The sequence below is a fragment of the Rhizobium sp. BK491 genome (assembly GCF_014194925.1).
In the GTDB taxonomy this organism is placed as follows: Bacteria; Pseudomonadota; Alphaproteobacteria; order Rhizobiales; family Rhizobiaceae; genus Rhizobium.
This window is the reverse complement of the sequence record NZ_JACIAR010000003.1, coordinates 772,869-792,707: the sequence shown is the minus strand read 5'-3', so window position 1 is coordinate 792,707 and position 19,839 is coordinate 772,869. Positions and strand designations below refer to the sequence as shown.

Genomic DNA, 19,839 nt, shown 5'->3' with positions numbered 1-19,839 from the left:
CCCGCAATTGACAAAGCGGTAGGGGGCCATCCGCGTATAGACTTATGAATTGGAGCAATAAATGTCGTTTCTCGCCGGACTTACGACGCCATCAAGGCCCGGATGCTCCGATCTGCCGATTGCAGCAGTTCGAAAGCTTCGTAACGTCGTGCATGCAACGCCTTGACGGCACCGTCCGCCGGCTCGAACTTCTTCGCCAGTCGCGACATGGTTGTCATGGCTTCCAAGAGCGAGCCGCAATGCCCGTCAGCCGTAGCGCCGAGCATGGCCGCACCGAGAAGCACCGGCTCCTCCGTATCGGCGACGGCGACAGGTCTGCCGGTCGTATCCGCGAGAAGCTGACGCACCAATCCGCTCTGGGCAGCACCACCGCTGGCGATGATCAGATCGCAGGCGATGCCGTCCTTCGCCAGCTTTTCGAGCAATTGCTTGAGGCCATAGCCGATACCGCAGAGGCCGGCGATGTACAGAGCGATGAGATCGTCGATGCCGGTTTCCAGCCCGAGGCCGGAGATGATGGCGCGCGCATCGGGATCGGCATAGGGTGAGCGGTTGCCGAGAAATTCGGGGACGACCTGAATGGATTGCGCGAGCTTCACGGCGTCGGACGCGTTGCCGCTCGTCTGCATAGCCTGTCGATCAAGCCAGGCGACCAGCGACAAGCCGTCCGCCTCGGCCTTCTGACGAGCCTCGCCGGATGCCGGATGCATGGTAACGAGGTGATCGATCGCGGCACCGGCAGCGGATTGACCGCCTTCGGTCAGCCAGAGGCCGGGCACCATGGCCGAATAATAGGGTCCCCAAACGCCATCGACGAAGATGGCCGCTTCGCTCGATGCCATCGAGCAGGCGGATGTGCCGAAGATATAGGCGAGCCTGTTCCTGACATCGGCTTTACCATCCGGTCCCTGCCCGCCAAGCGTGCCGACACCGCCGGCATGGGCATCGATGAGCGATGCGCCGACCGGCGTACCAACGACAAGGCCAAGATCGCGGGCGGCGCTTTCGTTCAAGCCCTCGCCAAGCGCCGTACCCGGCTCGACGATCTCGGTGCCGATCCGCACAAAGCCTTCGTCGGCCAGCTCACCAAGGCCGATATCCTTGAAATACTGCGCGTCCCAGCGCTTTTCGTGAGCCAGATAGGTCCACTTGCACGTCACCGTGCAGACCGATCTCTGCAGCGAACCCGTCGCGCGCCAGGTCAGATAATCGGCGAGATCGAAGAAATGATTCGCTGCGGCGAAGGATTGCGGCAGATTGCGCTTCAACCAAAGCAGCTTCGGCGTCTCCATCTCCGGCGAGATGCGGCCGCCGACGTAGCGCAGGACGACATGATCGCCGGCATTGATCTCCGCCGCCTCGCCGGCCGCTCGATGATCCATCCAGACGATGATGTTCCGATGGGCATCGCCCGATGGTCCTACAGCCACGGGGCTGCCATCCGCCTTGACCGCGACCAGCGAGCAGGTTGCATCGAAGCCGATGCCTGAGACATCACCGGCCGCTATCTTTGCCATGGCGACAGCCTCTTTGACGCTGTCGCAAACAGCCTTCCATATCTGCTCGCTTGACTGCTCAACAATGCTGCCGGCCCCGTGCCAGATGGTGATCGGCCGCTTGGCCGCAGCCAGCAGATGACCATGTGCATTGAAAACGCCGGCCCGGGCACTGCCCGTGCCGACATCGATGCCGATGAAATAAGGTGCCGTCATCAGAGATCCGTACTCAAGGGCAGGATCACCAGATCCCGGATTACGATGTTACGCGGTCTCGATAGCATGAAGACCACCGCCTCCGCCACTTCGGTCGCCTCCATCAGGCCGCCTGCGGCAATCGCTTCGTCCAGTTTAGCCTGTGGCCAGTCGCTGATCAGCGCCGTCACCACCGGTCCCGGCGCCACGGCGCCGACGCGGATGCCGTGCTTGGCGACCTGACGCCGTACCGTATGCGTGAAGGCCTGAACGGCATGCTTGGATGCCGTATAGATCGGCTCCCATACCACCGGCACCAAGCCGGCGATCGAACTGGTCATGATAATATCGCCCGTCTTGCGCTCGATCATGTGCGGCAGCACCATGCGGACCGAACGGAAGGCCGCGTTGATATTCAGATCCAGCATCCGGTCCCAGGCATCGGGATCGCCTTCCGCGACCTCGCCGCCGATATAGGCGCCGGCATTGGCATGGAAGATATCGAGCTTGCCGAACTTGCCGAGAATCTGCGGCATCATCGTCGCCACGCTCTCGGGGTTTAAGAGATCGACGACGACGGGAAAGGCGTTCGGCCCCAGTTCGGCGCAAAGGCTTTTCAGGCTATCTTCGGCCCGGTCGACGAGGGCGACGCTGGCGCCCTCGTTCAATAGCGATCTGGCGCATTCCAGGCCAATTCCGGACGCAGCCCCGGTTATGGCGGCAACCTTGCCGGCAAAATCCTGTCTCATAGCAATCCTTACCTTCTTGAAGAAATCAGCCGCGCCCATGCGAGGCGCGGGAACGACGGGCGAGCGAGTCGACGATGACGGCAATGGCAAGAACTGCGCCTGTAATCATGTAGCGAAGCGCCGACGACAGATCGAGCATGGTGAGGCCGCTGGCGATCGACTGGATGACGACGATGCCGAGCAGTGCCGAATAGGCGCTGCCGCGGCCGCCGAAGAGGCTGGTGCCGCCGATGACAGCCGCCGCGATCGCATTCAGATTGACGTCGCCGGTGCCCGCCTGCTGGCTGGCCGAGGCCAGGCGCGCTGCCGCGAGCACACCGCCAAGGGCTGCGAACATGGCACAAAGCACGAAGGCGCTGGTATAGATCCTGCGTACATTGATGCCGGCGCGCCGCGCCGCTTCGCGATTGCCGCCGACGGCGGACATCGACCGGCCCCATTGCGTGCGTGTCAGCGCATAATTCATGACGATGGCGAGCACCACAAACAGGGCAAACATCCAGGGAATGCCACGATCCTGATTGAGATAGAAGGCGACGAATTCCAAGGCCACGGTAATGACGGCCGCCTTCGCCAACAGGCCGCCGACGGAGGGCGCGGAGAGGTTCGCCTGCTTGCGCCGCCGCACAGTGCCCCAGCCGGTCAACAGCAGGACCGCACCCGGAATGAGCGCGAAGACATAGGCAAGCGGACGGGGGATCACCAGAAGCTGGCCGAAATTCACGATCGCCGAGCCATAGGGCAGATTGATCGAGCCGGTGGCGCCGAGCAGATAGAGTTGCATGCCGAGTACAGCGAGAAGGCCTGCCAATGTGGCAACGAAACTCGGCATGCCCAGCCGGTTGAACAGCACGGCATAGATGGCGCCGATCAGGCCGCCGACGACCAGCGCCGCCGCGATCGCCAAGGCCACCGGCCAGCCCTCATTCACCCAGAGCATGCCGACCATGGCCGAGGCGAAGCCGCTGATCGACCCCACCGAAAGATCGATCTCGCCGACCATCAGCACGCAGACGATGCCGAGCGAGATGATGCCGACCGTCGAGGCGTCGAACAGCAGATTGGCCAGGTTGTTGCTCGAAAGGAAGGTCGGGTTGAGTGTGCCGAACACTGTCCAGATGATGACGAGCCCGACGACGACGGGCAACGATCCGAGATCGCCGGAACGCACCTTGTCGATGGAGGAGCGGATCGTGGCCGCAAGCCCCGTATCATGGTTGACGCGGACGTCGCTGCGGTCGAGCAGCAGGGTGGATTGCTTGCCATTCTCGCTCATGGCTGGCCCCCTTCTCTGAGTTCCTGTTGGGCCTGACGTCGCCCTGCCCGTCGCGACACGGCGTTTTCCGTGGCCCCGGTGATGGCGCTGACGAGTTCCTGGTTTGACGTGTCAGGATAGAAAATCCCGTTGTTGCGGCCGAGGCGCAGCACGACGATACGGTCGGCAACGGCGCGCACATCCTCCATATTGTGGCTGATCATGATGACGCCGAGGCCCTTGTCGCGGACGCGCTCGATGAGGTTCAGCACTTCGGCGGTTTGTGCGACGCCCAGCGCTGCAGTCGGCTCGTCGAGCATGATGAGTTTCGGCTCGAGCAGCAGCGAACGCGCGATCGCCACCGTTTGCCGCTGGCCGCCGGAAAGCGATGCGATCGGGATGCGCACGCTCGGAATGCGCGCTGCGAGCTCATTGAGCAGCGTCCAGGCGCGAACCTCCATGGCGGTTTCATCGAGCTTCAGCGGGCTCAGTTCCCGACCGAGGAAAATGTTGGCGACGACATCGAGGTTCTCGCAAAGCGCCAGATCCTGAAAGACCGTGGCTATACCGAGATCGAGCGCCGTTGCGGGATCGCTGAGGGTCACCTGCTTGCCGCCGAATGTGATCGTGCCTGCACTCGGTTGATGGACACCGGCAAGAACCTTGACGAGCGTCGATTTTCCCGCGCCATTGTCGCCGACAAGCGCCACGACTTCGCCGGCATGCACATCTAGGTTGATATCCGTCAGTGCCGAGACGGCGCCGAAGTGTTTGGAGACCCCCTTGAGGCTAAGCACAAGCTCGCCGGACGGGGCTCTATGATCGGAAGCGTCACTCATGACCAGCCACCTTCTCGGGTTGAAATGCAATCGGATGCGTTTTGCCTCCGGCCGCCGAAGCGGCCGGAGACTGGGAGGGGCAGATCTCAGCTGCCGATACCGAGCTTCTTGCAGCCATCGGCATAACGGTCGTTGCAGAGCTGGTCCGGTGTCTGGATCGGTTTGCCGTTGACGGTCTTGTCGATGATCTCAGCCTTCAGGTTTTCGGACGTGACCAGTGCCGGCGTGAAGAGCTTGGTCGGCGTATCGAAGAGCTTCGTGTCAGCCTTCGGCGTCTCGCCAGACAGCAGTTCGATCGCGACATTGGCGGCGGCGGCAGCCACGATCTCGCTCGGCTTGGAGATCGTATTATACTGATCGCCGGAAATGATGAGCTGCAGGCCGGCGATGGTCGCGTCGTTGCCGGTGACCGGCGGAACAGGATCGAAGCCGGCGGCCTTGAAGGCGGCGACGGCGGCACCGCCGGTGCCGTCATTGGCGGCGGCGACACCGAGGATCTTCTTGCCGAAGCGAGTGATCTGGCCGCTTGCCCATTGCTGTGCTTTCGGCGGCGCCCATTCCGGCGTGTCGAACTCCGCAAGCACCGGATAGCCGCCGTCGGCCAGACCGGCATGGATGCCCTTCTTGATCAGGCCCGCGGCAGCATCGGTGGGCGAGCCGTTGATCTCGAGAAGGCCGCCATCGCCAGCCTTCACGCCCTTCGCCTTCAGATGATCGACCAGCGATTTGGCAATCATCTTGCCGATCTCTTCATTGTTGAAGGAGACATAATAGTCGGCAGCGGCCGACGGGATCGGGCGGTCGTAGGCGATGACCTTCACACCCTGGCTTTGCGCGAGCTTCACCAAGGAAGCCGCGGCAGTGGAATCGACCGGATCGAGCACGATGGCCTTCGCACCTTGCGAAATTGCCGAATTGAACTGCTGCTGCTGACGCGAAGCATTGCCATTGGCATTCTGGTAGATGACCTTGCAGCCGGCGCAGAGCTTCTTCATCTCAGCCTGGAAGCCGGGGAAATCGTGCTCTTCATAGCGCGTGGAGCTCTGGTCGGGCATCAGGAAGGCGACGGTCGCGTCCGTGACCTTGGCGGATTGCGCAAAGGCGGCGGTGCCGGCCAGAAGACCGGCGGCAAGCACGGCTGCGCCGGCGATTTTCAGTGCGAAATGGTTCATTGGAATTTCTCCGTTCCAAATGGTAATGGTTTCCATCGATCATCGCGGCTGTCCGCACGCGATGCTCTTGTTTGGTTGTCCGCAAACAACGGCCATCGGGCCGACGCAGCGGTAATTTCGGACAAGCCTTCTCCTTCGGACGGCAAAGGTGCCTGCCCGTTCGCTTGCCCTGAATTTTGTCTCTCCTCCCTGTCCTCCCTTTTGTTAGGCGGCCTCCACCGCGCGTGCGTGCTGTGCCAAGAGCGATCTGAACCGGGAGGGCGCCATGCCCTTCTGATCCAGAAAACGCCGATTGAAATTCGAAATATTATTGAATCCAGCCGCAAAGCAGATGTCGGTGATCGTCATGTCAGCTTTGCTCATCAAGAGATGGCAGGCGAAGTTGATGCGCAGCCGATTGACATATTGCACGAGCGCCATGCCGGTATGGCGGCGGAAGCTGCGCGAAAAGGCGCTCGGGCTCTGGCCGGTCAATTCGGCAAGATCGCACTCGCTGAACGGCTCGGTCAGATGCGCATTGATGTAAGCCAGCGCCTGGTTGACACCCGCCGACATGAAGCCGGAAGGGTCCGGCTGATAGCCGGCGCTGGCAAGCGTGCGCGTGCCTTCAGCGCGGCTCATGGCGTCGAGAATATTCATAAAGAGTTCGATGCGGCGGATGCCTGATGCCTCGACCAGTTCGCCAAGGATCGGGCCTACGATGACAGCCGTCTCAGGCGTGAAGAGCGCACCGCGGCGGCTCGTTTCAAGAATACCTGCGCAGGCCGATAGCTCCGGAAAGACTTTACTGGCATCGGCAAAGAAGGATTCGGAAAATTGCAGTACGCGGCAGCGCAGCGGTAAGGTGACGCCGACGGGCACGTCGCTCACCCAATTATGCGGCAGGTTCGGCCCCGTCAGCACCAGGTTACCCGGTTCGAACTCACCGATGAAGTCGCCGATGAAATATTGGCCCGTCGTCGCGACGACGTGATGGATTTCATATTCGGGATGGAAATGCCAGCGAACCGTGCGGTAGGGATAACCGTGTTCCCACGCCTTGAAGGATTCTCCGCTCCCGATCGCGACCACTTCCAAATCGGGGTTCATCGGCAAGCCTCCTTTCCATCCGTCCGTATTGCAACGGTTGCGGCGCCTCCTCCCCAGAGGCCATCACGTCTTCTATGTGGTAAACCTACCGCTCATAAGCGCCCGCCGCTACTACGCCTTGTACGCTCGACTGATACTTTTTTGACTTGAAGGGTGACTTATTTGGCGAAATGTGCCGTGCGGCATAGGCACCGCGATGCCGAAGGGTCGATATCCGGTATCGAGCGCCGAGAATTTCGCTTTGATCCGAGGCGTCAAGGGGGCGTTCGGCGGGCGCTTGCGGTCCGCTCGTTATTTCTGCTTCCCTTGATCGTGATGCCACTTGATGGCGAAGAACATGCCCGTGCCTAACACGAGAACCTTGAACAGGATGAAGACTATAGGGAACCAATCCCACATTTCGGATATTTCCAGGCTAATTGACACTACTTATCATGAGGAGCACCACCTCGAAACGGTCATCAATTCGAGATGAGGCCCACAGACTTAGCTCGCTGAGTGCGGCGCCTCGGTTGCCGGCAGGCGGACGAGCTTGCCTTCCTCGGCCTTATAAAAATACTGACTGGCGACAAGCCAGCCCTTCAGCGGGCGTAGAGGTGGGATGCAGGTCGCCAGCATGAAGGGGCCAGTCAACAGAAACTGCACCCAAACCGGAGCGGAGAAGGCCACCTCCAGCCAGACGCCGAGAAGAACGCTCGGGATACAGGCGAAACAGATGACGAAAAATGCCGGGCCGTCGGCCGGATCGGCAAAGGAATAGTCAAGCCCACACGCCTCGCATCGTTTGCGCAGGGTCAGAAATCCATCGAACATGCGCCCCTGACCGCAGCGCGGGCAGCGGCACCGGAGACCAGTCTGCAATGGGCTCAGCGGGGGATAGTCAATATCCATGACATTACTCCTGATTCAGTCTATCAAGTGAATGCAATCAATTAGTACATTACATGCATACAATGCATATATAATGAATGGAATGATCGAGTCCATTTGTCAGAATGACGCAGCTGCTTCCGGGCAAGGCGGGATAAACCGACGCCACACGGCGACGGCGCGAGCAGATATGCATGGTTTGGTTTGCATCATGGCAGCGGCGAGACTTGACGAATCCCGCCATTATCGATGTGCTGAATATTCGTATGCTCGCCCGTATTCGCCGCAAGTTTAACCGGACAGATGCCAGTGACGCCAAGAACGACTGCGGCCAGGGCGTTTTGGGAGAATGCAATGTATAACAATATCATTTGCGCCATTGGGCTCGGCTCACGCGAACGCGCCGAGCGCCTGTTGCGCACATCCCACGCACTACTGTCTCCGGACGGCGAATTGACGGTCGCTCACGTTATCGAGCGCTTCCTCTCGGGGCGGGAAAGCCCGGACGAATGGGCTGTCTCAACGATCACGGAAGCCGAGGAAAAGCTCAATGCCTTGTGTAGGCGTCTCGGCATTACCGCGACCATCGATGTGCGCATGGGCACGGCATCGACGACGCTGCTGACCATCGCCAAGGAGAAGAAGGCCGACCTGATTATCCTCGCAACGCATACGTCCGATATCATCGATCGCATTTTCGGTTCGACGGTCGAATACGTCATCCGCCATGCGAAATGCTCCGTCCTCGTCGAGCGAGCCGACAAATCGCATGACGATATTGTTGGGAAAGCGGATACGGCGAAGAAGGCATAACGCTCCCTCGGAGTGGCCTTTCTTGCTGGGTTCTCTTCGAATATAGCGCGGTTACGGTTTGCGCCGCTCCGCGGTGATGCTACATAGCCGCTCCGACCCAAATCCAAGATGAGTTGAATGACGGAATCTGCAATCACCTGGAGCATCGCCGGCCTGACCGCCCTCGGTGTCGTCACGCGTCCGTTCCGGTGGCCAGAAGCGATCTGGGCGGTTCTCGGCGCAGCGCTTCTCGTTGCGCTTCGGCTCATCGGTCCAGCCGAGGTATGGACAGGCATATCCAAAGGGTTCGATGTCTATCTCTTCCTGATTGGCATGATGCTTTTGTCGGAGCTCGCACGGCGCGAAGGGCTCTTCGACTGGGTGGCGGCGATCGCCACGTCGCATGCCAAGGGCTCTCCCCGCAGGCTGTTCGTGCTCGTCTATGTCGTCGGCACAGTCGTAACGGTCTTTCTGTCGAACGACGCCACCGCCGTCGTGCTCACGCCGGCCGTCTACGCAGCCTGCCGTGCGGCGCGGGTGAAGGACCCCATGCCATATCTGCTGGTCTGCGCCTTCATCGCCAATGCCGCGAGCTTCGTGCTGCCGATCTCCAATCCGGCCAATCTGGTGATCTTCGCCGGCGGCGAGATGCCGTCCCTGTCGCGCTGGATGCAGACCTTCCTGCTGCCATCCATCGTGTCGATCATCGTCACCTTCGCCTGCCTCTACTGGACGCAGCGCCATGCACTGGCGGAAGACACGATCGCCCGCGAGGTTGGCCAACCCGCCCTTTCCCATAGCGCCAGGCTGGCAGGATGGGGGCTGATAGTCACCGCCCTCATTCTGATCGTGGCGTCGGCCATGAATGTCGATCTCGGCATCCCGACATTTGTCGCGGGCCTCCTCACGACCGTCATCGTTCTCGCCCTTACCCGGCAAAATCCGCTGGAGACGGTTCGCGGCATCAGCTGGAGCGTAATACCTCTGGTTGCGGGCCTTTTCGTGATCGTCGAGGCGGTCAACCACACCGGGCTCACCGCCCTCCTGTCCGAAAAGCTGGCGTTGCTGGCGGCCCAGTCGCAGACACAGGCGGTCGGCGCTGCCGGGCTTTCGGTTGCGATCGTCTCTAATCTGGTCAACAATTTGCCAGCCGGTCTTTTCGCCGGCAGCGCCGTACAGGCAGCCCATGTCCCTGATTCCATTGCCGGCGCCGTGCTGATCGGCGTCGATCTCGGCCCCAACCTCTCCGTTACCGGCTCGCTTGCCACGATCCTCTGGCTTTCCGCCCTTCGCCGCGAAGGGCTGCATATGGGAGCGCTGGCCTTTCTGAGGATCGGCGCTCTCGTGATGTTTCCGGCTTTGATCCTCTCGCTTGCGGCCCTCGCACTGATCTGACTGCGAACAACATCGAGTTTATAGACGACCGGTCGATTATTTGTTACGGACCGCTCATGATGACGAAGAAGAAATCGGAGCTGACTCGCAGCCATATTCTCGCAATCGGGCGGGAACTGGTGCTGCGCAAGGGTTTCGGAGGCGTGGGCCTGAAGGAGCTGCTCGAGCAGAGTGCCGTGCCGAAAGGCTCATTCTATTATTATTTCGCATCCAAAGAGGCCTTCGGCTGCGCCCTGCTGAAGCAATATTGCTCCGACTACGCGGAGCGGCTCGACGCGCTCTTCGGCTGGAAAGGCAATGGCCGCCAGCGGTTGATGCTCTATTGGAATGCCTGGCTTTCCGACGGCAATACGGCCAGCCTCGCCGATCGGTGCCTGGTCGTGAAGCTTGCCGCCGAGATCTCCGATCTCTCGGACAATATGCGCGTGATCCTGCTCGGCGGTGTCGAGGACCTCATTCGCCGCATCACCAACACAATCACCGAGGGACGCGAGGACGGTTCGATTTCGCTATCCTGCATCCCGGAAAAGACGGCTCGTTCGCTCTATAGCCTATGGCTCGGGGCGGCAATCCTGGCGAAGCTAGGAAAAGACAAGACACCGCTCGACCAGGCCATGCTTGCCACTGAGCAAGCCCTTTTGGCACCCGGCGGCCTTTGATCCAAAGCAGGACCAGCATGTCAACACACAAGGAAAATACAATGCGCAGTGCCATCCACGATGTCTTTGGCGATCCGGCTTCGGTCCTTTATTTGGCCGACATGCCGCTGCCGGAGCCTGCCGCCGGAGACGTGCGCATTCGCACCATTCTCTCCCCCATCCACAATCATGACCTTTGGACCGTGCGCGGCGCCTATGGCTACAAGCCGGTTTTGCCTGCCATTGGCGGCAGCGAGGCGGTCGGCTTTGTCGATGCCGTCGGGCCTGACGTCGACAAGGCGCTGATCGGCAAGCGCGTCGTCGCGGCCGGTGTCCATGGCACTTGGGCAGAGCAATTCACGGCGCCGGCAGCAAGCCTTGTTCCGGTGCCTGACGTGATCTCCGACGAAGCCGCAGCGCAGCTGATCGCCATGCCGTTCAGCGCTATCTCGCTTTTGGAATTCCTCAATGTCGAGCGCGGCGACTGGATCATCCAGAACGCGGCGAATGGGGCTGTCGGCAAGACGCTTGCCATGCTGGCACATAGCCGCGGCATACACATGATCAATCTCGTTCGGCGAGACGGCGGCATCGATGAGCTATCCGCATTCGGTATCGGCAATGCCGTCTCGACCGCGGCGCCAGATTGGAAGGCGAAGGTGCGCGCCATGATCGGCGACGCGCCGATCCGTGCCGCAGTCGATTCCGTCGGTGGTGTTGCGAGCAACGACCTGGCAGACCTGCTGGGCGAAAACGGCCTGCTGGTTTCCTTCGGCACTGCTGCCGGCAAGCCGATGCAGATCGCCTCGAGGGCCGTCATCTTCAAGCAGCTCACGATCAAGGGCTTCTGGGGCATCAAGATCAGCGCAGCCATGCCGGCGGAAGAGCGGCGGCGGCTGATCAGCGAACTCATCACACGTGTCGCCTCAGGCGAAGTCAAGCTGCCCGTGGAGGCAGCCTACGACATCACCGAAATCTCGGAAGCTGTGAAATCATCGCTGGCGCCCGGCAAGACCGGTAAGGTTCTGCTCAAATTACTATAGGTTTCCTAGGCCTTGGCGTAGCCGCCGCCGCAGAGAGCTGGGGCGGCTTCGTGGTACGCGGCTAGATCGATTGCAGCGCCTGCGAACGATTACGCAAAAATTCGCGGAATTGCTCTTGTCCCTCTAGTTACTAGAGGATGTAGCGATGGTTCCAAGACAAAATCTGGAACCGAAACATGACGTCGCCAATACAACAGAGCCGCTATCGCGTAGAGGGCATGGATTGCGCCTCCTGCGCCGCGAAAATCGACACGGCCGTTCGCCGGCTGCAGGGTGTCGAGGATGTTTCCGTCTCGGTCACCGCAGGCACGATGACGATCAAGCATCAGAGCGCCTCGGACCTATTACCCAACATAAACAAGCGGGTTACGGGACTGGGCTACAAGGTTTTTCCACTGTCGCAAAGCAGCATTCCGACAGAAAAAGCCAATCATGACGATCACGCCTGCGGTTGCGGGCACGACCATCACGCGCACGAGTCTGATGGCCGCGACCATGGTCATGCGGGTCACGACCACAAGCATGATCACGGCGGCGACCACGATCACGGCGCCGACGGGCATCGACATGATCATTCCGGTCACAACCACGCTTCGGATGAGCGCGATGCCTCGGTTGCCGGCCTCCACGGTCACGATCATGGGCCGACCAGCGGGCCATGGTGGAAATCCGCCAAGGGCCGCCTGACGATCGCAAGCGGTGTGGCGCTCGCCGCCGCCTGGGGTATCGGCAAGCTGGTTCCGGCACTGGACGTCTGGATATTCAGCGTGGTCATGTTGGTCGGCCTGTTACCGATCGCCAGGCGCGCCTTCATGGCCGCAAGGATGGGCACGCCGTTCTCGATCGAAATGCTGATGACGATCGCGGCCATCGGCGCCGTTGTCATCGGTGCCAGCGAAGAAGCTGCTGCCGTCGTCTTCCTCTTCCTGATCGGCGAACTGCTGGAAGGCGTTGCGGCCGGCAAGGCGCGCGCCAGCATCCAGTCCCTCACGGATCTGGTGCCCATGACCGCGCTCATCGAGGAGAATGGCAAGACCCGCGAAGTGCAGGCTGCAAGCCTTGCTGTCGGCGCCATCATCCTGGTGCGCCCCGGCGACCGCGTTCCGGCCGACGGCGTGATTCTCTCCGGCGAAAGCGCCATCGACGAGGCCCCGGTGACAGGCGAAAGCACGCCGGTGCGCAAGGGCGTGGATGCAAGCGTCTTTGCCGGCACGGTCAATGGTGACGCCGCGCTGCGCGTTCGGGTAACGGCAGCAGCATCGGACAATACCATCGCCCGCGTCGTCAAGCTGGTCGAAGAGGCGCAGGAATCGAAGGCTCCGACGGAGCGTTTCATCGATCGCTTCTCGCGTTATTACACGCCAGGTGTCGTCGTTGTCGGTGCACTCGTCGCCGTCATCCCGCCTTTATTCCTGGGCGGCAACTGGAGCGAGTGGGTCTATAAGGGTCTGGCGATCCTGCTGATCGGCTGCCCGTGCGCCCTGGTCATCTCGACGCCGGCGGCAATTGCGGCATCGCTGTCTTCAGGCGCCCGCCGCGGTCTGCTGCTGAAGGGTGGCGCCGTGCTGGAAAATATCGGCAAGGTCACCGCCGTTGCTTTCGACAAGACCGGCACCTTGACCGAAGGCAAGCCCAAGGTCACCGATATTGTCGGTCTCGGCATGAATGAAACGGACGTGTTGCGCCTGGCAGCCGCGCTCGAAACCGGCTCCAGCCATCCCCTTGCCCGCGCCATCCTCGACCGCGCAGCTGAAGCCGGAACGGATATCCCTCAGGTCATCGATGCCAAAGCGATCGGCGGAAAGGGTGTGAGCGGTACGGTCGACGGAGTGGATGTATTCCTCGGATCGCCGCAGGCGGCTGCTGACCGAGTGTCGTTGACTTCGGGGCAATCGGCCCGGATCGCCGCGCTCAACGATGAAGGGAAAACGGTTTCCGTCGTGGTTGCCAAGGGTGCGGCCGCCGGCCTGCTTGCCATGCGCGATGAACCCCGTGCCGATACGGCCGCGGGTCTCAAGGCGCTTGCTGATGCGGGGATCAAGACCATCATGCTGACGGGCGACAATCAGCGCACGGCGCAGGCGATCGGCAAGACGCTCGGCATAGAGGTTCGCGCGCAACTACTGCCCGAAGACAAGCAGCGGATCGTCGGTGAGCTGAAGCGGCAAGGCTTTCAGGTCGCCAAGGTCGGCGACGGCATCAACGATGCGCCAGCGCTGGCAGCCGCCGATGTTGGGATTGCCATGGGCGGCGGTACCGACGTTGCGCTGGAAACGGCGGACGCCGCCGTGCTGCATGGCCGCGTCGGAGATGTCATCGAGATGATCGATCTTTCCAAGCGGACGATGAGCAATATCGGCCAGAACATCACCATCGCGCTCGGCCTCAAGGGTGTCTTCCTGGTGACCACGATCGTTGGTATTACCGGGCTCTGGCCGGCGATCCTCGCCGATACCGGTGCAACCGTACTGGTGACCATGAATGCCCTTCGCTTGCTCGCCTTGAAGCCGCGCCGGGTCGCAGTCTGAATTGTTGACGGGCGCCGACGAACAGGCCGGCGCCCTGATATCAATTCCGAGATTGCAAAGAGATCAGGATCTCCTGGCGGACAGATAACGGCGCGGCGACAGGCCGAATGCCTTCCGGAACATGGCGATGAAGCTGCTCGCGCTCGCATAGCCCAAGCTGTCCGCCACCTCAGCGATCGGTGCTCCCGCGCTCAGATGCTCCAGTGCCAGCAACAGCCGAGCCTGCTGGCGCCAATTTGCGAAAGACATGCCCGTTTCTGCATGGAACAGCCGCCTGGCTGAACGCTCGGATATGCCCGCCCGCTGCGCCAGTGATTGAAAGGTCTCCTCGCTGGCGGGGTCCTGCAGTACGGCGTCCGTGATGCGCAGAACACGCCGGTCCGTCGGCATCGGCAGATGCAGGCTTTCACGCGGTGCGGCCCGAACCTCATCGAGTAGAACGGCCGCGAGGCGACGCTGCTGCGCCGACAACTTTTCCTCCCAATGCCATGTGGTTGCCCGGCGCACCAATGCTCGCAACACGTCACTGACGCTCAGAACACAAGGCGTCACCGGCAAGCCGGCGCTGGCGCTTGGCGTCAGCAGGATGCCCCAGCCGCTCAGCACGCCGTTGATCCCCGCCTTGTGCATGACACCAGGCGGAATCCAGCCCGCACGCTGCGGCGGTAGCAACCATGAACCGCCTGGCGTATCGACACGGACGAGCCCGCTCTCAATGCAGAAAAGCTGCCCGCGGCTATGCGCGTGCCAATCATATTCCTGAGTGCCGAGACGGAAGGCGCTGCCCGGTTCGTCCGATCCCCAAAAGGCGATGAGCGGCGGCCCGTCGAGACGGTCGCCAATATCTTCGATGCTCATGTTTCGTTTGGCCGTTTTGCAACATTTAAAGACCGAATGTCGTTATCACGCTCCGGCGGCCTTCGGCTATATTTCTCTCGAAAGATCGAAATCGACCAATGAATGGAATAGAAGACCCATGCAGGACTTTCATGTCGTCATCATCGGCGCTGGCCTCGGTGGCTTGTGCCTCGCACAGGGGTTGAAGCGCGCCGGCATCCGTTTTGACGTGTATGAGCGCGATCCGGCTGCCGATAGCCGCCTGCAAGGCTATCGCATCCGTATCGACGCAAACGGGCAGCAAGCGCTAGCATCATGCCTGCCGACCGCTCTGTTTGACCTCTTTCGAGCGACCGCCTCGACGAGCCCTCGATCCGCATGCTTCCTGACCCCTCAGCTTCTGCCCGTTACCGGCCGCACGCCGACGAGCTGGGATACCGGCGAGAATGACGACGATGGCGATCTGAGCGTCAATCGCCTCACCCTTCGCGAAATCCTGCTGTCGGGGATCGAGGACCACGTTCATTTCGGCCATGCCTTTACGCGGTATCGCTACATGGATGACGGGCGTGTCGAGGTGCATTTCGAAGGTGCCGCCTCGGTTTCCTGCAGCATGCTCGTCGGTGCCGACGGTGTGAACTCGCAGGTGCGACGCCAGTTGGCGCCCTATGCCGAGCCGGTGGACACGGGCTCCATCTGTGTCTACGGCAAGAGCGAAATACCACTGAGCGATGCCGCCGATCTGCTTGGAGACGGAACGACCGTGATCTTTGCCGATGGGTGCACGGCAATCTTCGATCTCATGCGGTTCGGCGATCACTTCCCGAACCTTGCCGCCAGTCTCGCGCCCGCTTGCAAGCTGACGTCATTTACCGATTATCTCTATTGGGCGCTGATCGCCCCCCGCCAGAGGCTGGGACTGGAAACATATGACCATACGCAAGATCTGCCCGTCTTGCTGAGAACCGCCATGCGCGGCTGGCATCCGGAGCTGAAGCAGATCATCAGCCGGAGCAAGGTCGAAGCGGTGGCAGCGCTTCCCGTCAGAGGCGGGCGCCCCGACGCCCTTTGGCCGTTCGGTGCCATCACGCTTCTGGGCGATGCAATCCACGCAATGAGCCCTGCCGGCGGCCTCGGCGCCAATACGGCCCTCGAAGATGCCCGCATGCTGGCGCAGATCCTGGCCGAAGCCGGAAAGGAGACAAAGACCACCTGCACGGCCCTGCTGGATTACGAGACCGATATGCGTGAACGGGCGGCTTACGCCATCGCGTCGTCGCAACACGGCGCCGAGATGCTGTTTGCTGCCGTGACCGATAAGATCGCCTGAGGAGACCGATATGACAATCGATACAACCGACTTCGCCTTTCACAATGTCGCTCTATGGCCGATCGTGCGCCATTCCGCTGCCTCAGTGCATCCGGGCTATTCGAAGCAATGGGAGCGGGAGATGGACGCCCTGCTCGCCCTCTCGATGCCTTTCGTCGTGATCATGGAAGGTGACGAACACACCGAAGAGCACGAGGATCGCAAGGCCCGCGGCATCTGGCTGAAGAAGAACAAGACGGCGCTTGCTGCCGTTTGCAAGGCAGTCATCGGCATTGAGGCAAGCGCAATCAAGCGCGCCGCCATGCAGCTGCAGATGAGCCTTGCAACGAAGGCATTCGGCATAAGAATGGAAATCGTTGCGTCTCGGGAGGAAGCGCTGCTTCTTGCTGAGCGGATTCTGAAAGGAAAGGACGCCGCGACTTCTCTCGCCTGCTAACCGACGCTATGCCCGACCGTCTTCAGGGCATAAGCGAACCGGACCTGACTGGCATAGAGCCCATCGATCCAACATAGATGTGGGACGGTCGCGACCCTCAGGATGCGGATCGACGCAGAAGCGTGGTCTCCTTCCAGCCAAGTTCCGGAGCGACCAGCGTCACGAAGTCATGGATGATCTGCCGGTATTCCTCATCGTGGAACTCGTAAGGCAGTTCCAGGCGGAATTCGCTGATATGAGGAAGGATCGGATCCTTACGCAGGCGTTCGAGGATTTCGTCCGACGATCCCACAAGATCGCGCGCGAAAAGCGTGCGCCGTTCGCCGTGAGGCGAAAGCGTGCGCTCATAGCGGCCGGCGGCATAGTCGGTATAGCGTTTGCGGGTGATCGCATCCGCGCTGTCGAAAGGCACGATGACTCGCCCGAGCGCCACCCGCCTCGTATCGCCGCCAGAGGCGCGATAGGTTTCCAGCTGTCGCGATTGAGCAACGAAGAAATCGTCGGTCTGCTCGCCTGTCGTGACATTGCCGATCAGCAGATTGAAGCCATTGCGGCCGGCCCATTCGGCAGACCGCAACGAACCGCCGCCATACCAGATGCGATCGATCAAGCCTTTCGCATAGGGCTGAAGCCGCGGCCGTTGCGGGCCAAACGGCGTCTTGATGAGCGTATCCTGATTGCCGAGATAGGCGCCCCTCAGATTGTCGGCAAAGCGCAGCACCCGCTGATGGGAAAAATCGTGGTTCTCCCAATCGCCATCGAAAGCAAGCGGCCCGATCAGATCCGCATGCAGCGGCCGACCAGCGCTCAATCCGATGTTCAGCCGTCCGCGCGAGAGCACATCCACCGTCGCCAGATCCTCGGCCAGCCGATATGGGCTTTCATAGCCGATGGGAATGACGGCGGTGCCAAGCTCGATGTGGCGCGTGCGCTGCGTCGCAGCCGCCAGAAAGGCACTCGCCGAGGAAATGCCGGGCTCCAAGTGCCGCTGGCGAACCCAGGCGCTGTTGAACCCCCTCTGCTCTCCGTATTCGAGCAATTGCAAGGTCTGTTCCAGACCGGCGAGTGGATCCTCGTCCGGATAGTTTCCAGGCGTGAGAAAGCCTATATGGCTGATCGATGCGGCTTGGCGGCTCATGCGGCTGTCTCCTCAAAATTTCGCCAGGCCCGGCGGATTGGTTTCCGATTTCGGCAAGGCTTCCTCGGCAAGATGCCAATGCTCGAGGATCTTGGCGTAGGTGCCATCCTTGATCAGTCCATTCGTGGCGAGCGTCAGCGCCGGTGCAAGGCCACTGCCCTTTCGCGTGGTGATCGCGACATCCGAGCGATCCGGCCAACCGGCGCTCAGCGTGCCCACGCGCTTGATATCCTTGTCGCGGGCGGCGATGTAGACAAGCTGGGCGTGCGGCTGCACGATGACATCGGCGCGGTTGGAACGCAGAGCCAGAAGGCTCGCCGCCTCGTCGTCGTAATATTGCAGCTCTATCGGCTTCAAACCGGCTTTGACATCCTCATCGCTCCATTTGAGCAGGATGCGCTCCTGGTTCGTGCCGGCACCGACGATGATGCGAAGGCCAGCCGCGTCCTTCGGCTCCTTGATACCAGTGATCTTGCTGTCGTTCTTGACGAAGAAGCCGTGCAGGCCCTGTCGATAGGTGGAGAAATCGAACTTCTCCTTGCGCTGCTCGGTGACGCCGACATTGGAGATCACGGCGTCGTATTTGCCCGAGGTCAGCCCCAGCGGCCAGTCGATCCAGGCGACCGGGACAAGCTCGAGCTTCAGGCCAAGCGCATCGGCAACCGCATAGGCATAATCGGGATCGGCACCAACCACCGTCTTGGCATCAGTCGCATAGGTCGCAAGCGGCGGACCGCCTGGTGCGACCGCCACGGTGAATGTGCCTGATGTAACGAACTTGAAATCCTTCGGAATAGCGGCAATCGCCGCTTCGTTTTTCGACGCGTGAACACGTCCCGGCTGTTCCGGGCTCAGATCGAAATCTTCGGTCGCCATTGCCGGCGCGAGACCGGTCAAGGCAAGCGCCACTGCGGCTGCCAGCATAGTCTTGAAGTTGATGCGGATAGTCACGGAACCTGTATCTCCATTTGAGATGGATGGGAGCGGACCGACGTGAGCCCCACTGACGCCGGTCCGCCCGACCAACATTACGAACCGCTCTTCGGCAGGCCTGCAGGGTTGGTCTTGGATTGATCGACCGCTTCGGCAGTCAGGCTCCAGCGCTTCAGCACTTCGCCATACTTGCCGTTCTTGATCAGATCGTTGAGTGCGAGGGTGATCGCGTCAGCAAGGCCAGCGCCCTTCTTCGTCGTCACGGCGATTTCGGCCGTCAGCGGCCAACCGCCGGAGACAGTGCCGACAAGCTTCCTCGTGCCGTTGATAGCGGCCTTATAGGCCTGCGTCGCATTCGGATTGAATTCGACATCAGCTCGACCGGACTGCAAGGCAAGATCGGCGGCGGCACGGTCGTCGTAATATTGAACCTCGATGGGCTTCAGGCCGGCTGCCACATTCTGCCGGTCCCATTCCAGAATGATCTTCTCCTGGTTGGTGCCGGCCCCGGTGATCACCTTGAGACCTGCAACATCCTTCGGCTCCTTGATCGAGGTGATCTTGCTGTCGGCCTTCACGTAAAAGCCAAGCACATCCCTGCGATAGGTGGAGAAATCGAACTTCAGTTTGCGCTCTTCCGTGACCGTCACGTTGGAAATGACAGCATCATACTTTCCGGAGGAGACGCCGAGCGGCCAGTCCTCCCAGGCGACCGGCACCAGGTCGAGCTGCAGGCCGAGGGAGTCGGCGAGCAACTGCGCGATATCGGGATCGGTGCCGACGACCGTTTTCGCGTCGGTCGCGTAGGTGGCGATCGGCGGGTCCCAGGGGTTGATCGCGACCGTGAACTTGCCGGGATTGACGAACTTGAAGCCCGGCGCAATCGCCTTGATCGCTGCCTCGTCCTTCTCGGCACGGATGCGATTGGATGTATCCGGGCTCAGGTTGAACTTTTCCGCCGCAATCGTCGGCGTCCCACTCATCGCTACCGCCGTCAGGACGCCGGCAACGATATATCTTGCTCTCTCAATGAATGTCATTTCCCTTCTCCTTTTTCAATTATAAGTTGTCTATGCTGCTACAATGATCCGCACGCCTGCTGCG

The 19,839-nt window shown here is 61.0% G+C and carries 19 protein-coding genes; 8 read left to right on the top strand and 11 right to left on the bottom strand.

Annotated features, from left to right (window positions below; all coding sequences use genetic code 11):
* Positions 1-80 precede the first annotated feature (80 nt).
* The 7 genes from FHX05_RS18095 to FHX05_RS18065 all read right to left on the bottom strand — a co-directional run bounded on the left by FHX05_RS18095 (position 81) and on the right by FHX05_RS18065 (position 7,686).
* Positions 81-1,712 (bottom strand): FGGY-family carbohydrate kinase, encoded by a 1,632-nt coding sequence (locus FHX05_RS18095; protein ID WP_183873450.1) that lies wholly within the window; start codon positions 1,710-1,712, stop codon positions 81-83.
* Positions 1,712-2,440: an SDR family oxidoreductase gene (locus FHX05_RS18090; RefSeq protein ID WP_112398570.1), complete on the bottom strand. Its 729-nt coding sequence runs from the start codon at positions 2,438-2,440 to the stop codon at positions 1,712-1,714. The genes FHX05_RS18095 and FHX05_RS18090 overlap by 1 nt, the downstream gene beginning before the upstream one ends.
* 25 nt (positions 2,441-2,465) lie before the next feature.
* A complete protein-coding gene (locus tag FHX05_RS18085) occupies positions 2,466-3,716 on the bottom strand; it encodes a sugar ABC transporter permease (RefSeq protein WP_183873448.1) in 1,251 nt (416 codons plus the stop codon).
* Positions 3,713-4,534 carry an ATP-binding cassette domain-containing protein gene (locus FHX05_RS18080; protein ID WP_183873446.1) on the bottom strand — a complete coding sequence of 274 codons (822 nt, stop codon included), beginning with the start codon at positions 4,532-4,534 and terminating at the stop codon, positions 3,713-3,715. Before FHX05_RS18080 ends, FHX05_RS18085 begins: the two co-directional genes overlap by 4 nt.
* An 86-nt stretch (positions 4,535-4,620) precedes the next feature.
* Positions 4,621-5,706 (bottom strand): sugar ABC transporter substrate-binding protein, encoded by a 1,086-nt coding sequence (locus tag FHX05_RS18075; RefSeq protein ID WP_183873444.1) that lies wholly within the window; start codon positions 5,704-5,706, stop codon positions 4,621-4,623.
* 204 nt (positions 5,707-5,910) lie between these two features.
* Entirely contained in the window at positions 5,911-6,795 is an 885-nt protein-coding gene (locus FHX05_RS18070) for an AraC family transcriptional regulator (RefSeq protein WP_015342945.1), read from the bottom strand.
* A 486-nt stretch (positions 6,796-7,281) separates the two neighbouring features.
* Complete coding sequence (locus tag FHX05_RS18065) at positions 7,282-7,686, bottom strand: DUF983 domain-containing protein (RefSeq protein ID WP_183873442.1); 405 nt, start codon at positions 7,684-7,686, stop codon at positions 7,282-7,284.
* Positions 7,687-7,859: 173 nt separating this feature from the next.
* On the opposite strand from FHX05_RS18065, the gene FHX05_RS18060 reads away from it, so the two are divergent.
* The 6 genes from FHX05_RS18060 to FHX05_RS18035 all read left to right on the top strand — a co-directional run bounded on the left by FHX05_RS18060 (position 7,860) and on the right by FHX05_RS18035 (position 14,061).
* Positions 7,860-8,027, top strand: a complete 168-nt coding sequence (locus FHX05_RS18060) for a hypothetical protein (RefSeq protein WP_162707997.1) — start codon at positions 7,860-7,862, stop codon at positions 8,025-8,027.
* The gene (locus tag FHX05_RS18055) at positions 8,020-8,478 is read left to right on the top strand and encodes a universal stress protein (RefSeq protein ID WP_183873440.1); all 459 of its coding nucleotides are present in this window, start codon (positions 8,020-8,022) and stop codon (positions 8,476-8,478) included. The genes FHX05_RS18060 and FHX05_RS18055 overlap by 8 nt, the downstream gene beginning before the upstream one ends.
* Positions 8,479-8,595: 117 nt before the next feature.
* The gene (locus tag FHX05_RS18050) at positions 8,596-9,852 is read left to right on the top strand and encodes an arsenic transporter (protein ID WP_183873438.1); all 1,257 of its coding nucleotides are present in this window, start codon (positions 8,596-8,598) and stop codon (positions 9,850-9,852) included.
* A gap of 56 nt (positions 9,853-9,908) precedes the next feature.
* Positions 9,909-10,511, top strand: coding sequence for a TetR/AcrR family transcriptional regulator (locus tag FHX05_RS18045; RefSeq protein WP_183873436.1), 603 nt, complete (start codon positions 9,909-9,911; stop codon positions 10,509-10,511).
* Between the two features lie 41 nt (positions 10,512-10,552).
* A complete protein-coding gene (locus tag FHX05_RS18040) occupies positions 10,553-11,533 on the top strand; it encodes a zinc-binding dehydrogenase (protein WP_112337223.1) in 981 nt (326 codons plus the stop codon).
* Positions 11,534-11,709: 176 nt separating this feature from the next.
* Positions 11,710-14,061, top strand: coding sequence for a heavy metal translocating P-type ATPase (locus tag FHX05_RS18035; RefSeq protein WP_183873434.1), 2,352 nt, complete (start codon positions 11,710-11,712; stop codon positions 14,059-14,061).
* 63 nt (positions 14,062-14,124) lie between these two features.
* Here FHX05_RS18035 and FHX05_RS18030 read toward each other — a convergent pair whose 3' ends face one another.
* Entirely contained in the window at positions 14,125-14,919 is a 795-nt protein-coding gene (locus tag FHX05_RS18030) for a helix-turn-helix transcriptional regulator (protein ID WP_112603748.1), read from the bottom strand.
* Positions 14,920-15,037: 118 nt separating this feature from the next.
* Between FHX05_RS18030 and FHX05_RS18025 the strand changes: the two genes are divergently transcribed.
* Both FHX05_RS18025 and FHX05_RS18020 read left to right on the top strand, forming a co-directional pair.
* A complete protein-coding gene (locus tag FHX05_RS18025) occupies positions 15,038-16,228 on the top strand; it encodes an NAD(P)/FAD-dependent oxidoreductase (RefSeq protein WP_183873432.1) in 1,191 nt (396 codons plus the stop codon).
* 10 nt (positions 16,229-16,238) lie between these two features.
* Positions 16,239-16,664 carry a hypothetical protein gene (locus FHX05_RS18020; RefSeq protein ID WP_183873430.1) on the top strand — a complete coding sequence of 142 codons (426 nt, stop codon included), beginning with the start codon at positions 16,239-16,241 and terminating at the stop codon, positions 16,662-16,664.
* A 97-nt stretch (positions 16,665-16,761) separates the two neighbouring features.
* Here FHX05_RS18020 and FHX05_RS18015 read toward each other — a convergent pair whose 3' ends face one another.
* The 3 genes from FHX05_RS18015 to FHX05_RS18005 all read right to left on the bottom strand — a co-directional run bounded on the left by FHX05_RS18015 (position 16,762) and on the right by FHX05_RS18005 (position 19,775).
* Positions 16,762-17,802, bottom strand: coding sequence for an LLM class flavin-dependent oxidoreductase (locus FHX05_RS18015; protein ID WP_183713918.1), 1,041 nt, complete (start codon positions 17,800-17,802; stop codon positions 16,762-16,764).
* Positions 17,803-17,814: 12 nt separating this feature from the next.
* Positions 17,815-18,726, bottom strand: coding sequence for an ABC transporter substrate-binding protein (locus FHX05_RS18010; RefSeq protein ID WP_183873601.1), 912 nt, complete (start codon positions 18,724-18,726; stop codon positions 17,815-17,817).
* A gap of 104 nt (positions 18,727-18,830) precedes the next feature.
* Positions 18,831-19,775 (bottom strand): ABC transporter substrate-binding protein, encoded by a 945-nt coding sequence (locus FHX05_RS18005; RefSeq protein ID WP_015342931.1) that lies wholly within the window; start codon positions 19,773-19,775, stop codon positions 18,831-18,833.
* Positions 19,776-19,839 lie beyond the last annotated feature (64 nt).

Coding starts and splice junctions, on each gene's coding strand:
- FHX05_RS18060 (WP_162707997.1), top strand. CDS start 7,860: ATGGTTTGGTTTGCATCATGGCAGCGGCGAGACTTGACGAATCCCGCC.
- FHX05_RS18035 (WP_183873434.1), top strand. CDS start 11,710: ATGACGTCGCCAATACAACAGAGCCGCTATCGCGTAGAGGGCATGGAT.
- FHX05_RS18085 (WP_183873448.1), bottom strand. CDS start 3,716: ATGAGCGAGAATGGCAAGCAATCCACCCTGCTGCTCGACCGCAGCGAC.
- FHX05_RS18005 (WP_015342931.1), bottom strand. CDS start 19,775: ATGACATTCATTGAGAGAGCAAGATATATCGTTGCCGGCGTCCTGACG.
- FHX05_RS18025 (WP_183873432.1), top strand. CDS start 15,038: ATGCAGGACTTTCATGTCGTCATCATCGGCGCTGGCCTCGGTGGCTTG.
- FHX05_RS18075 (WP_183873444.1), bottom strand. CDS start 5,706: ATGAACCATTTCGCACTGAAAATCGCCGGCGCAGCCGTGCTTGCCGCC.
- FHX05_RS18055 (WP_183873440.1), top strand. CDS start 8,020: ATGTATAACAATATCATTTGCGCCATTGGGCTCGGCTCACGCGAACGC.
- FHX05_RS18065 (WP_183873442.1), bottom strand. CDS start 7,686: ATGGATATTGACTATCCCCCGCTGAGCCCATTGCAGACTGGTCTCCGG.
- FHX05_RS18040 (WP_112337223.1), top strand. CDS start 10,553: ATGCGCAGTGCCATCCACGATGTCTTTGGCGATCCGGCTTCGGTCCTT.
- FHX05_RS18010 (WP_183873601.1), bottom strand. CDS start 18,726: ATGCTGGCAGCCGCAGTGGCGCTTGCCTTGACCGGTCTCGCGCCGGCA.
- FHX05_RS18090 (WP_112398570.1), bottom strand. CDS start 2,440: ATGAGACAGGATTTTGCCGGCAAGGTTGCCGCCATAACCGGGGCTGCG.
- FHX05_RS18095 (WP_183873450.1), bottom strand. CDS start 1,712: ATGACGGCACCTTATTTCATCGGCATCGATGTCGGCACGGGCAGTGCC.
- FHX05_RS18015 (WP_183713918.1), bottom strand. CDS start 17,802: ATGAGCCGCCAAGCCGCATCGATCAGCCATATAGGCTTTCTCACGCCT.
- FHX05_RS18070 (WP_015342945.1), bottom strand. CDS start 6,795: ATGAACCCCGATTTGGAAGTGGTCGCGATCGGGAGCGGAGAATCCTTC.
- FHX05_RS18045 (WP_183873436.1), top strand. CDS start 9,909: ATGATGACGAAGAAGAAATCGGAGCTGACTCGCAGCCATATTCTCGCA.
- FHX05_RS18050 (WP_183873438.1), top strand. CDS start 8,596: ATGACGGAATCTGCAATCACCTGGAGCATCGCCGGCCTGACCGCCCTC.
- FHX05_RS18080 (WP_183873446.1), bottom strand. CDS start 4,534: ATGAGTGACGCTTCCGATCATAGAGCCCCGTCCGGCGAGCTTGTGCTT.
- FHX05_RS18020 (WP_183873430.1), top strand. CDS start 16,239: ATGACAATCGATACAACCGACTTCGCCTTTCACAATGTCGCTCTATGG.
- FHX05_RS18030 (WP_112603748.1), bottom strand. CDS start 14,919: ATGAGCATCGAAGATATTGGCGACCGTCTCGACGGGCCGCCGCTCATC.